A 14,106-nucleotide genomic window follows, 5' to 3' on the forward strand; every position below is an offset into this window, starting at 1 on the left:
CAAGGGTTAACGCTCACACCCGGTTCAGCCCATGGCGGCGATCAAAGTTTTCAGTGCGGCGGCTGGGTCTTCCTGTGGCCAGATTTCATCCCCGATGCCAAAGAAATCGGTGCAGGGGCCCAGGTCGCGGATCAAATCCGGTGTCAGGCCGCCTTCTGCCACAACCGGCACTTCGATCATCTCGGACCACCACTGGAACAGATCATGCTCGACCACGGTTCCGTCACCCAAGGAGGACGTGCCAACCGGGCCAAAGGCCACATAATCCGTCCCGGCCTCACCAGCCGACATGCCGTCATGGCTGGAGGTGCCGCAGAAGCAGCCGACAATGGCATCGGCACCCAATTCCTTACGCACATACCGGACCGAGCGCGCGCCATCATCCAGATGCACCCCATCCAGACCCAGACGCTGCGCCAACAGGACGTGGTTGGAAATCACCAGCGCCACGTCCCGCGTATGCGCAACCTCGCGGCAGGCATCAGCGGCACGGGCAATAGTATCCTCGTCATTTCCCGCAAGGGCCAGACGGATGCAGGCGATTTCGGTGCTGTCCAGAACGCGGGCCAGTTGGTCGGGGAACGTGCTCAACGTGATGGTCGGCGGGGTGATCAGGTAAATCTGCGGCTGCTCGGCGGTGTCCATCGGCGCGTCCTTAGCTTTAAGTCTTTTGCGCGGTTTAGCGGATTGCGGGCCGGAAGCAAACTTTTATGCCTGTTTCAGGTAGAATTGGCGCCGCCAATGGCTTGCCCTGCGTTGGCGCGACGATTACAGCAGGCGCAGTTTTCGGAGACAACCATGCCAAGCGACAAATCCCAGCCCTCATTTGTGCTCGTGCGCCCGCAGATGGGTGAAAACATTGGTGCCGCCGCGCGGGCGATGTGGAATTTCGGGCTGGACCGGATGCGGATCGTGGCCCCACGTGATGGCTGGCCAAACCCCAAGGCGGTGGCGATGTCCAGTGGGGCGGGCCGTCTGCTGGATGAGGCGCAGCTGTTTGACGATTTGGCTGGCGCACTCTCCGACAGCACCTATGTCTTTGCCACCACGGCCCGCCAGCGCGGGTTGACCAAGCCGGTCTTCAGCCCCGAACGCGCTATGCAGATCGCGGCCGAAAAGGTCGCTGCGGGCGAAAAAGTCGCCGTGCTGTTTGGCCCGGAACGGGCAGGGCTTGAGAATGAGGATATTGCGAAGGCCAATGCCATCATCTCGGTCCCGGTGAATCCGGAATATGCCTCATTGAACCTTGGGCAATGCGTGTTGCTGACCGCCTATGAGTGGATGCGCCAGACAGGCGACGTCGTGCATGAGGCAACCGATCTGGGCAAAGGCGACTGGGCCACAGGCATCGAGGTCGAAAAACTGGTCGAACATTATGAAGACCGGCTGGAAGAGGCGGGGTTCTTTTACCCGCCTGAAAAAGCCGAAAGCATGAAGACCAATCTGCGCAATCTGTGGTCACGGATGCGGATGACGCGGGCGGATGTGCAGATGTTGCACGGGGTCATGCGTCAGATGGTCCGTTGGAAAGACAAAGGGTAAGGCTGGACCTCGTCCCATGGTGGTCCTAGCTTGCAACGAAATTCAAGACACATGAGGAACGCATGAGCGGCAAGCGCAGCATCTTCGAAGAGGTCTCAGACTCTGAAAAACAACAAGCGGTTCAACCTGGTATGATTGACCGGGGCCGCGGTGGTGCGCGTAAGGCTATCCGGGCCTGGCTGATGATCCTGTTTGCGCTTGTGGTTGTGATGATTGCGGTGGGTGGGCTGACCCGCCTGACCGATAGCGGGCTGTCGATCACCGAATGGCGCCCGCTCACCGGGGCTGTCCCGCCGATGACCGAAACCGACTGGCAGGCCGAGTTCGACAAGTACAAGCAAATCGACCAGTGGCGCATCCAGAACCAGTGGATGGAGCTTGCGGATTTCAAGTCCATCTATTGGTGGGAATGGGGCCACCGGCAGTTGGGCCGTGTGATCGGGCTGGTATGGGCACTTGGATTTTTCGGGTTCCTTATTGCCCGCAAGATACCAACGGGCTGGACCGGCAAGCTGATGATCCCCGGTGCTTTGGGTGGGATTCAGGGAGCGGTTGGCTGGTGGATGGTTGCGTCAGGCGTGACGCAGGGCGAGGGGATGATCGCCGTTGCCAGCTATCGCCTGGCGATCCATCTGGGTCTGGCCTTTGTGATCTTGGGTTTCCTCGCCTGGTATATGTTCGAACTTGGCCGGGATGAGCGTGACCTGATGCAAGCCCGCCGCGCGAAAGAAGCCAAACTGTTTTCCCTGTCTACCGGCCTGATGCATTTCGCATTCCTGCAGATCCTCATCGGTGCACTTGTCGCAGGTATCGACGCTGGGCGGTCTTATACCGACTGGCCATTGATCGGCGGGCAGATTTTCCCGCCGGACGCGGCGATACTGGAACCGATGTGGCGGAACTTTTTCGAAAGCCCCGGGCTTGTGCAGTTCATCCATCGTTGCACGGGTTATCTGCTGTTCATCTTTGCCATCGTTGTCTGGCGGCGTGGCAATTCCAGTGCGCATCCGCAAACGCGCTTTGCCTTCAACACGATGTTCGCAGCCTTGTCGCTGCAGGTGGTTGTCGGGATAATGACCGTGATCTACGCGGCCCCCTGGCAGATCGCCATTTTCCACCAGTTCATGGCCGTGATCGTGTGGACTCTGATCCTGCGTGCGCGCTTCCTGACAGCCTATCCCATCGCAACTTCGATCCGCGGAGCCTGACCCAGATGACTGCCTATGATGAACTGATGGCCTTCCAACGTGAAATTTCGGCCCTTGGTCAGATTGCCGGGCGTCTGGGATGGGATCAGGAAACAGTGATGCCGCGCGGCGCAGCACCGCAGCGCGCAGAAGAAATGGCCGCGATCGAATCTGTTTTGCATGCCCGACGGTCTGATCCGCGTGTGGCAGAGTGGCTGGAGCAGGCCGAGCCGCAGGACGATGTCGCCCGCGCGCAACTGCGCGAGATCCGCCGGTCCTATGAGCGGACCGTGAAAGTGCCCGCCGATTTGGCCAAGACCATCGCACGCGTTACCTCAGCCGCGCAGGGCACATGGGCACAGGCACGCGCCGATGAGGATGTGGCGGCCTTTTTGCCCGTACTGGAAGAGGTTGTGGCGCTCAAACGTCAGGAAGGTCAGGCCCTGGCACAGGGCGGCGATGTCTATGACGCCATGGTCGAAGATTACGAGCCCTATACGACCGGCACTCAGATCGCTGCGATCTTTGACCAGATGCGTCCGCGTCTGGTGGCATTGCGAGCAGCCGTACTGGATCAGCCCGGACCGGCCGCCCTGACTGGGACGTTTGGCTCAGCGACCCAGATGCGCCTGTCACAGAAGCTGGCCACCGGATTCGGTTACGACCTGAACACTGGCCGGGTCGACAAGGCCGTTCACCCGTTCAGCTCGGGCAGCGGATTGGACGTGCGGATCACCACGCGCACCAGCGAGACCGATCCGTTCAACTGTTTCTATTCAACCATTCACGAGGTCGGCCACGCCGCCTATGAACAGGGCATCGACCCAGCCTACCTTTTGACCCCGCTGGGGCAGGGCGTGTCGATGGGCGTGCATGAAAGCCAGAGCCGGATTTACGAAAACCAACTGGGTCGATCACGCGCCTATACTGGCTGGCTGTTTGGCCAGATGGTCGAGGCTTTTGGCAATTTCGGCGTCGCCGATGCCGATGCGTTCTATGCCACGGTCAACCGGGTCCATAATGGATATATCCGCACCGAGGCGGATGAGGTGCAGTACAACCTGCACATCATGCTGCGCTTTGACCTTGAGCGCGAGTTGATGAGCGGTGATCTGCAGGTCAGCGACCTTGAGGGCGCATGGAATGACCGGTTCAAGGCGGATTTCGGCTATGCGGTTGATAAGCCCTCGAACGGGTGTCTGCAGGATGTCCATTGGTCCGTCGGTCTGTTCGGGTATTTCCCGACCTACTCGCTGGGCAATGTCTATGCCGGATGCCTGAACCAGGCTCTGCGATCCGCGCTGCCCGATCTGGATACTCAACTGGCCGAGGGTGACACGTCGGGCGCCACCGGTTGGCTGCGCGAAAACCTCCAACGCCATGGCGGCCTTTACGCCCCCCGCGACATCATCCAACGCGCCAGTGGCATGGAACCTGGGCCGGAGCCTCTGCTGGACTATCTCGAGGCGAAGTTCCGGGCCTTGTACAAATTTTGATCGCAAAGAAACCTGCATTGGTCGTCAGGCTGGTTACGATCTGCATCGCAGCACTCGCTGGTTATTTGGCGTTGCGTGGCAATAGGCCAAACGCGTCCTTTTCCGAGTTGTATCAGGTGACCGATTGCGGCGGTGCCGACATGCCTTGTCAGGTTTCAGACCGGCACTATAACGCCCTGATCCCAATCGGGGATGGACCTTTTCCAGCCATCGTGTTCTTGCATGGCTCAAACGGAAGTGGTCAAAAAACGGTAGAAAACATTGATTTGGTTCAACCTTTTCTGAATCGTGGTTATGCGGTGATCGCACCAACAGCATTGGAGATCGAATATCGAAACGGCCCCGGTACTGGGTGGGTGTGGGATTCTACCCGATACAGCCGGGATGATTTCCGGTTTGTCGCGGATGTCGTCGAAGATGCAATTCAAAGGTTTTCCATCCAACCGGATGGCATTCTAGTCGCGGGACATTCTCGTGGCGGTTCATTCGCCTGGTATTTGGCTTGCTCCGAGGTTGATCCGCGCCTTAAGACCTTCGCGCCAATAGGCGGGACGCCGATGCGCCGTCAGCCTGGCCCCTGTGCCACGGCCAGTTTCGACTTTGATTTGCTTTATATGCATGGCTACGCAGACTCTGTCATTCCATTTGCCGGGACAGACTCATCCCTTCGGGCACATGACTATATGGGTGCTGTCGAAGCTGTAGACGGAATGGCCTATAAATTGGGGTGCGATACGGTCGATCTAACCCAAGGAAACGGCTTTGATCAAAGAACTTATCACGGATGCCGTTCGGTTGTAGAAAAAGAAAGGTCCTTGTCAGTGATTGGTTTTCAAGGCGGACACAGTGTTCCAACCGGGTGGGCGGATCTGATCCTGAACTGGTTTGAGAGCCTGGCTGACCACGGCCAATAGCCCCAAACATAAAACGGATCGCGGAAACAGGTTCCACGATCCGCAATTCTAGACGGCCGCGTTACTCTTCGGTTTCCTCGTCACCCTGATCGGCGATCCAGGCGACGCTGACAACCTCTTCGCCTTTGCCGGTGTTGAACACCTTCACGCCACCTGCTGACCGCGAGCGGAACGAGATGCCTTCGATCGGGACCCGGATCGACTGACCCTTGGACGTGGCCAGCATGATCTGATCTTCGATATCGACCGGGAACGACGCCACAAGTGCCCCGCCGCGCATCGCCTTATCCATCGCCGCGACACCCATGCCGCCGCGTCCGCGGACCGGGTAGTCGTGGCTGGAGCTCAGCTTGCCTGCACCGCCAGTGGTAATCGTCAGGATCATGTTTTCGGCCGCAGACATCTCGGCATAGCGTTCTTGCGTGATGGTGCCGGGGGTTGCTTCATCCTCATCCGTCTCACCGTCATCGGCGATGCCTGCCACTGCGCGGCGCATCTTGAGATAGGCGGCGCGTTCATCCGGATCAGCTTCAAAGTGGCGGATCACCGACATCGAGACGACACGGTCGCCACTGCTCAGCCTTATGCCCCGAACACCGGTGGATTCGCGTGAGTTGAACACGCGCACATCAGTGGTGCGGAATCGGATTGCGCGGCCCGAATTGGTGACCAGCATCACATCTTCGTCTTCTGAGCAGATGCGTGCATTCACCAGTTCGATGCCCTCGGGCAATTTCATCGCAATCTTGCCGTTGCGGCGGACATTGGTGAAATCCGACAGTCGGTTCCGGCGGACATCGCCTGCGCTGGTGGCAAAGATGATCTGCAGGTTTTCCCATTCTTCGTCCGGCACATCCACGGGCATGATCGCCGCGATGGACACCCCGGTCGGAATCGGCAGGATGTTGACAATGGCCTTGCCCTTGCCAGTGCGCCCCGACTGCGGCAGACGCCAGGTCTTGAGCTTGTAGACCATCCCGTCAGTGGTGAAGAACAACAACTGTGTATGCGTGTTCGCCACGAAAAGGTTGGTAACGACGTCCTCTTCCTTGGTCTGCATTCCCGACAGGCCCTTGCCACCACGTTTTTGCGCCCGGAAATCGGCCAGCGGAGTACGCTTGATGTAGCCGCCCGACGTGACGGTCACGACCATATCCTCACGCTCGATCAAGTCCTCGTCTTCCATGTCGCCGGACCAATCGACGATCTCGGTGCGACGGGGCACGGCAAACTGTTCACGAACGCTGCGCAGCTCATCCCCGATGATCGACATGATGCGCTCTCGCGAGGACAGAATATCCAGGTATTCCTGGATCTTACCCGCCAGTTCCTCCAGTTCGTCCGTAACCTCTTTGACACCGATCTGGGTCAATCGCTGCAGGCGCAGGTCGAGGATCGCGCGGGCCTGAACTTCGGTCAGGTTATAGGTGCCGTCGTCGTTCATCATGGACAGAGGGTCGTCGATCAGGCGCAGATAGCTTTCGATCTCAGCCGCGGGCCAGCGGCGGGTCATCAGCTTTTCACGCGCTTGCGCGGCGTCAGCGGATGAGCGGATGGTTGCAACCACCTCATCCACATTCGAAACTGCCACGGCCAAACCGCACAAGATGTGACTGCGTTCGCGGGCTTTGCGCAGGTCGTACGCAGTGCGACGGGCGACGACGTCCTCGCGGAAGTCAATGAAGGAGGTCAGGAACCGGCGCAGAGTCAGTTGCTCGGGTCGCCCGCCATTCAGCGCCAGCATGTTGCAGCCAAACGAGGTTTGCATCGGCGAAAAACGGAAAAGCTGGTTCAATACAACTTCGGGCGTGGCATCACGTTTCAGTTCGACCACCACGCGTACGCCGTTACGGTCGGATTCGTCCTGAACGTGGCTGACGCCTTCAATCCTCTTCTCACGCACGGCCTCGGCGATCTTTTCGATCATCGAAGCCTTGTTCACCTGATATGGAATCTCATCAACCACGATGGCATAGCGGTCTTTGCGGATTTCCTCGACGCGGGTCTTGGAGCGAATTATGACGCTGCCGCGCCCTTCCAAATAGGCTTTGCGCGCGCCGGACCGGCCCAGCATTACTCCGCCGGTCGGGAAGTCGGGGCCTGGAACATACTCGATCAGCTGCTCGGACGTCAGATCGGGATCGTCGATCAGGGCGAGGGTGGCGTCGACCACCTCACCAAGATTGTGCGGCGGGATATTGGTCGCCATGCCCACGGCAATGCCGCCAGCGCCGTTGACCAGCATGTTCGGGAACCGTGCGGGCAGGACTGTCGGCTCTCTGTCTTTGCCGTCATAGTTGTCCTGAAAATCGACGGTGTCTTTCTCGATATCCGCCAGCAGAGAGGCGGCGGGCTTGTCCATCCGCACTTCGGTATAGCGCATGGCCGCCGGGTTATCGCCGTCCATCGAGCCAAAGTTGCCCTGACCATCCAGCAGCGGCAGCGACATCGAGAAATCCTGAGCCATACGCACCAACGCGTCATAGATCGCGCTGTCGCCATGTGGGTGGTATTTACCCATTACGTCGCCGACCGGACGGGCCGATTTGCGATAGGATTTGTCATGGGTGTTTCCGGTCTCGTGCATCGCGTAAAGGATGCGCCGATGTACCGGTTTCAACCCATCGCGCAGATCAGGAATCGCACGGCTAACAATGACCGACATCGCATAGTCCAGATAGGACGTGCGCATTTCGGATTCGATGGAGACCGTCGGGCCACCGTAAACGGGGCGTTCTGGTGGGTTTTCATCCATATTTTCAGGAACTTCTGGCGTATCGTTCACGTAAACTGCCCGTTCTGTATGCAGACTCTATATCTTGTGGATACACCTTATCAGACCCGGCACATAAGGTGCAAGCAAGCAACCATTTTGCAAGTGAGAAACTCCGGTAACATCACGGTAACATATTGTTAACTAAGGATTAGGGTGTTTTCGTGATACAATAGGGGGACCTTGCAATTAAAATTGAGGTCGAAATGGAGCGCAGCGAAACGGAATTGATGCTTAAAGGTTATGGGCTGACAACGGCGGAATTATTCTACCACATGCCCGACTATATCCATGTTCTGAACACCTTCATCTGGCAGGAATACGATCTGGCGCCGGATCATCCGAAACTGTTCGAGTTCATTGATTTCTGGCAGCGAGAGATCGAAGGCCCCTTACATTCCGTGAAATTCACCCACCGTAAGATGATCGCGCCCGGAGAGTGGCGCAATCAAGTTGGCGAGTTTCGGGTGAATTAGCCGCACTGACAGATTATTGGCTGTGTAACGAAAGGGCGTGTTCCATTTGATTTTCTTAGGCTAGGGTCGTGCCCAAACCATTGATCAGCTAAGGAAATGTCCCATGCCCAGAATGTTGCTGTTTGTCGCCGCCGTTTTGCTTGGTGGGTCAGTCGCCGCTGAGGGAGTTTTGGACAAGATCAAAAAAGGCGCGTCAAACGCGGCTGACGTTGTAGGGCAAGGGGCCGAAACCGTTGGCGAGACAATCGATAAAGGCGCGAAAGCTGTTGAGGGTACAGTCGACTCGACCACCGAATTGCTAAGCAATGAGGCCACTCCGGAAGAGACGCGCGCCAAGCTGGACACATTGGCCACGCAGATTCTGGATCAGTTGCTGGCCGAAAATCACGAAGCGCATGCGCTGTACGAGGTCTGTGCCGGCTATGCCGTGTTCGACTCGCGCAAGGTTACGGTGTTTCCAGTCTCGGCTGGGTATGGGCGGGGTGTGGCGGTTTCAAAGGATACCGGCCAGCACACATATATGAACATGGGAACAGGCGGCGTGGGTGGCGCGATCGGCATCGGCGGCTTTGAATCCAAGTTTGTGATCATGTTCGAAACAGCTGCTGATCTGGATAAGTTCATCACTCAAGGCTATGACGCGACCGCCGAAACCGGCGCCATGTACGGCGACGAAAACACGACGGAAACCGTGCGATTCACCGACGGTCGTTCCTTTTTTGAACTGTCCAAGACAGGGTGGCGCGTGGCAGCGGGCGCGTCGGGTACAAAATTCTGGAAATCGCCGGAACTGAACTGATCAAGCCGAGCAGCTGGCCCCACCCAGGACGCAGAATTTGGCACAATGTGGATGGTTGAGGTGCACGTCCGCTTCCGCCTCGGCCAGCGTATGCCCCATCTCGAACTCCGGCTCATAAGGCAGCAACGTGCAGGCCAGAACGGCCGGTTTTTCAGCGCCCTTGCGTTTGACCACCATCCGGGCACTGGCGCACATCACAGTCGCGGGTGATTTGTCCAGGATACCCCAGCAGGCGGTGGTAATTTCCGGCACTTCGACGGTTTCGTCCATTTCAGGGAAAAGGACCGTTCGCGCAGGGTCATGCGCGTCGATGCCAAACCCGTGGTGGTTGAATAACGTAGCATATCCCTGACGGCTTTTTTCATCGTCCTCGCCCCATACGGTTCTGCCGGCAACAGCCATCCGGAATCCGCCATCGCGTAGCCACTTCATACCTTCCACGGTTTTGTCAAAACTGCCTTTGCCACGTTCCTTATCGTGCAGGTCGGCACGATAATGGTCGAGCGATATCCGCAGCGTCAGTTTCCCAGCGTAGTCGCGCTGAAGTTCAGTCAATCCCTCGCGCATCTTCTGGCGCATCATTGGCCGCATCGCGTTGGTCAGTATCAACACCTCATAGCCGCGTTCCAGCGCAGCGCGTGCCATCTCGATCATGTCGGGGTTCATGAACGGCTCACCACCGGTAAAGCCAATCTCACGCACGGGCCAGTTTCTGTCTTCGATCTGGTCCAGATAGTCCCGCACTTCACCCGCCGAGATATAGACCAACGCATCATTGGTCGGGCTGCTTTCGATATAGCAGTTCACACATTCGATGTTGCACAGAGTCCCGGTATTGAACCAGAGCGTCTCGGGGTTGGTCAACGCCACCGAGGCACGAGTCTGGCCATCCGCTGTCACCAATTTGTTTTGAAACTTGCCGATATTGACGATCTGAGGGGCGTTGTCTTTCATTCCGGTTTCCGGTTCTTTTCTGTTGTCACCTTGAATTAGAGGTTTCAGACCGTTTCGCAAAGTGAGACATGGGTGAGCTGACAGAGAATTGATGTCGCGGAAATCCGCAAAAATGGTTGCGCTAACATTGGACATTGAGCATAGGGCAAGGTAAGGAAAACACATGGTTTCTCGCGTCATACCTGTAGACCCCTTTGATCTGGTCATTTTTGGCGGAACCGGCGATCTGGCGCAGGGTAAAATCCTGCCCGCTCTGTTTCGCCGGTTTTGTGCTGGCCAGTGGGCTGAAGGCGCGCAAGTAATCGGGGCGGCCCGAACGGATTACGATCGTGACAAGTTCCGCAATTTGGTCCGCAACTCGCTTGAGTCACATGCCGGACGACACAGTCAGGACACCGCTGCACTGAACGCGTTTTTGCAGCGGGTTGATTATGTGACATTGGATGCTGTTGCGGATCATGGCTGGGCCGAGCTTGCGCAGAAACTTCAGCCGGATCGGGTTCGGGCGTTCTATTTTTCGGTGGGGCCGCGGTTGTTTGGCCCTCTGGCGGAACGGATCGAGGCGTATGATCTGACAACGCCGCAGACGAGGATCGTGGTTGAAAAACCCTTTGGCCATGATCTGGAAAGTGCGCGGGCTTTGAATGCCACGCTGGCCGCGCATTTCAGGGAAAGTCAAATCTATCGAATCGACCACTATCTGGGCAAGGAAACCGTCCAAAACCTGATGGCTGTTCGGTTCGGCAACATGTTGTTCGAACCACTTTGGAACAGCCAGTATGTCGACCATATCCAGATCACCGTAGCCGAATCCGTCGGAATTAACGGCCGTGAAGAGTATTACGAGCGCGCAGGCGCGATGCGCGACATGATGCAGAACCACTTGATGCAGCTTTTGTGCCTGATCGCCATGGAACCTCCGGCCAAGTTCGACCCGGATGCGGTGCGTGATGAAAAGCTCAAGGTCATTCGCGCTCTGGACCCGGTAAAGCCGCATCATATCGTGCGGGGGCAGTTTGAGGGCGAAAGTTCAAGTTACCGCAAAGCCGTTGGAAATCCGCGCTCGACCACGGAAAGCTATGTGGCGCTGCGGGCGCATATCAGCAACTGGCGATGGGCGGGAACACCGTTCTACTTGCGCACGGGCAAGCGCCTTGTGGCCCGGTCTTCGGTTATCAATGTGATGTTCAAAGACGCGCCGCATTCGATCTTTGGAGCGGATGCCGGGCGTCATGCGAATGCGCTGTCGATCCGCCTGCAGCCAAATGAGGGCATCACGCTGAAAGTGACGATCAAAGAGCCCGGGCAAGGAGGTATGCGTTTGGTCGACGTGCCCCTGGATATGAGCTTTGCCGAGGCATTGGGCGCCGAGAACCAGGACCCGCCAGACGCCTATGAACGTCTAGTGATGGATGTGATCCGAGGCAATCAGACGCTGTTCATGCGCGGTGATGAGGTCGAGGCCGCCTGGGCCTGGACAGACCCGATCATCGCAGGATGGCAGGCGCGTGGCGATGTGCCGAAACCTTATGAGAGCGGCAGCACTGGGCCAGGCGACGCCGAGCTGCTGATGAAACGGGACGGTCGCCGTTGGCAAGGGATAAACCCATGAAAATTCAGGAATACGCCGACCGGGATATGCTAGCCATCGACGTGGCCAATGCTATCGCCGGAGATCTAGAGGCGGCGCTGCTGCATCACGATCTGGTCTCTTTTGCTGTGCCGGGCGGTACCACACCCGGGCCGGTCTTTGACGGATTGTGTGCCGCTGATTTGGATTGGGACCGGGTCCGAATTCTGCCAACGGATGAACGGTGCGTGCCCAGCGACAGCGATCGCGCAAATGCGCGGCTGATCCAAGAGCGTTTGCTGACCAATCGCGCCTCGGTCGCGCAATATGTGCCGCTGTATCTGGATGGCAAAGATCCGGAATCGGTGCTGCCCGAAATTGAGAGCTTGATTGCGCCTGTGCTGCCTCTTTCGGTTCTCATGCTGGGTATGGGCGAAGATATGCACACCGCCTCGCTGTTTCCGGGGATGGACGGGTTGGCCGCCGCATTGAACGGGCATGCGCCACCTTTGGCCGTGGCCCGACCCGAAGTTCAGCCCGAGGCGCGGATTACATTAACGGCTCCGGTCTTGGACGGCGCATTGTCTAAGCATCTGGTGATTTTTGGGGAAACCAAACGCAAGGCGCTGGACCGGGCCATGTCCCTGCATCCCAAAGAGGCGCCGATTGCTGCTGTGTTGGGCGGCATGACGGTCCATTGGGCGGAGTAGAGTTATGAACCTGGATACTCTCAAGGCATTTGCGTCAGATGGCGGTCGTTCCATTTTGGACTTGTTCGAACAAGACGTGGATCGGGCACAGGTTTTCTCGACCTCAGCGGGCGATATGCTGTTTGACTATTCAAAGACGCAGATTGACGCAGATATTCGCGCAGCCCTGATCCGCCTATGCGACGAGGCGGGGCTTGCCGACAGGCGCGACGCGATGTTTGCGGGTGCCAAGATCAATGAAACCGAAGAACGCTCGGTTCTGCATACGGCATTGCGGAATCTGGATGGCGGTCCGGTCGACGTGGATGGTCTGGATGTCATGCCTGGCGTTCTGGATACGCTGCAGCGGATGCGTGTCTTTGCCGAAGAGGTCCGTGGGGGGGCCGTGTCCGGGGCAGGGGGCAGCTTTACCGATGTGGTGAATATCGGAATTGGTGGGTCTGATCTGGGACCGGTTATGGCCACGCATGCGCTGGCTCCGTATCACGACGGGCCGCGGCTGCACTATGTCTCGAATGTAGACGGGGCACATATTGCCGATGTTCTACGGCAGTTGGATCCGACGCGGACACTTGTGATTGTCGCGTCCAAGACGTTCACGACCATTGAAACCATGACCAATGCCCGCACCGCGCGCGCCTGGATGGTCGATGGCGGTGGGGAGCCGGCCCGACAGTTTGCTGCGGTTTCCAGCGCTTTGGACAAGACTCAAGCCTTTGGCATTCCCGAACAGCGCGTGTTTGGTTTCGCCGATTGGGTCGGGGGGCGTTATTCGGTTTGGGGGCCTGTGGGCCTGCCGGTGATGATTGCCGTAGGCTCGACGGCCTTTGACGCGTTTTTGCGTGGTGGACAGGCAATGGACGTGCATTTTTGCGCCGCCGATTGGTCCGAGAATATGCCGGTGATGTTGGCTTTGACTGGTGTCTGGCATCGGCAGGTTCTGGGATATGCCAGCCGGGCCGTGCTGCCATACGATCAGCGTCTCCTGCGCTTGCCCGCATATTTTCAGCAGCTCGAGATGGAGTCGAATGGCAAATCCGTTGCCATGGACGGCAGTGCGCTGACCATTCCTTCGGGTCCGGTGGTCTGGGGTGAGCCTGGTACCAATGGTCAGCATGCGTTTTATCAGCTGATCCATCAGGGCACAGACGTTATCCCTTGCGAATTCATGGTCGCTGCCGAGGGACATGAACCCGAGCTGACCCACCATCACCGTCTGCTGCTGGCCAACTGTCTGGCCCAGTCCGAGGCGCTGATGCGCGGCCGATCGCTGGACGAGGCGCGGCAGCGCATGGCCGACAAAGGGTTGACGGGTGAAGAATGCGAACGTCAGGCCCGACATCGGGTGTTTGCTGGCAATCGTCCCTCGACCACGCTGATGTACCCCAAGCTAACGCCTTTTGTTCTGGGGCAGATCATCGCCCTGTACGAGCATCGCGTATTCGTCGAAGGGGTCCTGTTGGGGATCAACTCTTTTGACCAGTGGGGCGTTGAACTGGGCAAGGAACTGGCGACTTCACTGGGGCCAATCGTGGACGGTGCAGAAGGTACCGAGACCAAAGACGGGTCAACCGCCGCCCTTGTTGCCTATGCCATGTTGCACCGGGAAACCGAATAAAAGCCAGCTTTGCAGCCCTTGCATGACGCATTCTTCTATTGTCAGACAATTAAATGCTTGGCAGGAT

General features: G+C 57.9%; 12 protein-coding genes. 9 read left to right on the forward strand and 3 right to left on the reverse strand.

All coding sequences use genetic code 11. The features are described 5' to 3' along the window. Positions 1–24: 24 nt before the first annotated feature. On the reverse strand, positions 25–645 hold the full coding sequence (locus tag AC2FH0_RS02220; protein WP_496788435.1) for a thiamine phosphate synthase: 621 nt from the start codon (positions 643–645) through the stop codon (positions 25–27). A 153-nt stretch (positions 646–798) separates the two neighbouring features. Here AC2FH0_RS02220 and AC2FH0_RS02225 point away from each other — a divergent pair, with 153 nt between their 5' ends. From AC2FH0_RS02225 to AC2FH0_RS02240, 4 genes are all read left to right on the forward strand, one after another. Then, complete coding sequence (locus AC2FH0_RS02225) at positions 799–1,542, forward strand: RNA methyltransferase (RefSeq protein ID WP_281972025.1); 744 nt, start codon at positions 799–801, stop codon at positions 1,540–1,542. Positions 1,543–1,604: 62 nt separating this feature from the next. Further along, on the forward strand, positions 1,605–2,750 hold the full coding sequence (gene ctaA / locus AC2FH0_RS02230) for a heme A synthase (RefSeq protein WP_496788437.1): 1,146 nt from the start codon (positions 1,605–1,607) through the stop codon (positions 2,748–2,750). Positions 2,751–2,755: 5 nt separating this feature from the next. Beyond that, on the forward strand, positions 2,756–4,225 hold the full coding sequence (locus AC2FH0_RS02235) for a carboxypeptidase M32 (RefSeq protein ID WP_496788439.1): 1,470 nt from the start codon (positions 2,756–2,758) through the stop codon (positions 4,223–4,225). Then, positions 4,222–5,139 (forward strand): CE1 family esterase, encoded by a 918-nt coding sequence (locus tag AC2FH0_RS02240; protein ID WP_496788441.1) that lies wholly within the window; start codon positions 4,222–4,224, stop codon positions 5,137–5,139. The genes AC2FH0_RS02235 and AC2FH0_RS02240 overlap by 4 nt, the downstream gene beginning before the upstream one ends. A 61-nt stretch (positions 5,140–5,200) precedes the next feature. On the opposite strand, the gene gyrA is transcribed toward AC2FH0_RS02240, so the two are convergent. Next, a complete protein-coding gene (gene gyrA / locus AC2FH0_RS02245) occupies positions 5,201–7,894 on the reverse strand; it encodes a DNA gyrase subunit A (protein ID WP_496701510.1) in 2,694 nt (897 codons plus the stop codon). Positions 7,895–8,118: 224 nt separating this feature from the next. On the opposite strand from gyrA, the gene AC2FH0_RS02250 reads away from it, so the two are divergent. Both AC2FH0_RS02250 and AC2FH0_RS02255 read left to right on the forward strand, forming a co-directional pair. Next, positions 8,119–8,388, forward strand: coding sequence for an usg protein (locus AC2FH0_RS02250; RefSeq protein WP_142633572.1), 270 nt, complete (start codon positions 8,119–8,121; stop codon positions 8,386–8,388). A 103-nt stretch (positions 8,389–8,491) separates the two neighbouring features. Further along, positions 8,492–9,187 carry a lipid-binding SYLF domain-containing protein gene (locus tag AC2FH0_RS02255; RefSeq protein WP_496788443.1) on the forward strand — a complete coding sequence of 232 codons (696 nt, stop codon included), beginning with the start codon at positions 8,492–8,494 and terminating at the stop codon, positions 9,185–9,187. Here the strand turns inward: AC2FH0_RS02255 and AC2FH0_RS02260 are convergent, their stop codons facing one another. Then, entirely contained in the window at positions 9,188–10,141 is a 954-nt protein-coding gene (locus AC2FH0_RS02260) for a radical SAM protein (RefSeq protein WP_496788444.1), read from the reverse strand. Positions 10,142–10,304: 163 nt separating this feature from the next. On the opposite strand from AC2FH0_RS02260, the gene zwf reads away from it, so the two are divergent. Genes zwf through pgi form a run of 3 tightly spaced genes read left to right on the forward strand, consistent with a single transcriptional unit; the run spans position 10,305 to position 14,039 of the window. Continuing rightward, positions 10,305–11,753: a glucose-6-phosphate dehydrogenase gene (gene zwf / locus AC2FH0_RS02265; protein ID WP_142633574.1), complete on the forward strand. Its 1,449-nt coding sequence runs from the start codon at positions 10,305–10,307 to the stop codon at positions 11,751–11,753. Further along, a complete protein-coding gene (pgl, locus tag AC2FH0_RS02270; RefSeq protein ID WP_496788445.1) occupies positions 11,750–12,421 on the forward strand; it encodes a 6-phosphogluconolactonase in 672 nt (223 codons plus the stop codon). The genes zwf and pgl overlap by 4 nt, the downstream gene beginning before the upstream one ends. Positions 12,422–12,425: 4 nt before the next feature. Continuing rightward, the gene (gene pgi, locus AC2FH0_RS02275) at positions 12,426–14,039 is read left to right on the forward strand and encodes a glucose-6-phosphate isomerase (protein ID WP_496788447.1); all 1,614 of its coding nucleotides are present in this window, start codon (positions 12,426–12,428) and stop codon (positions 14,037–14,039) included. The last annotated feature ends 67 nt before the right edge of the window (positions 14,040–14,106 follow it).

The sequence above is a fragment of the Ruegeria sp. CDSC051 genome (assembly GCF_059610665.1).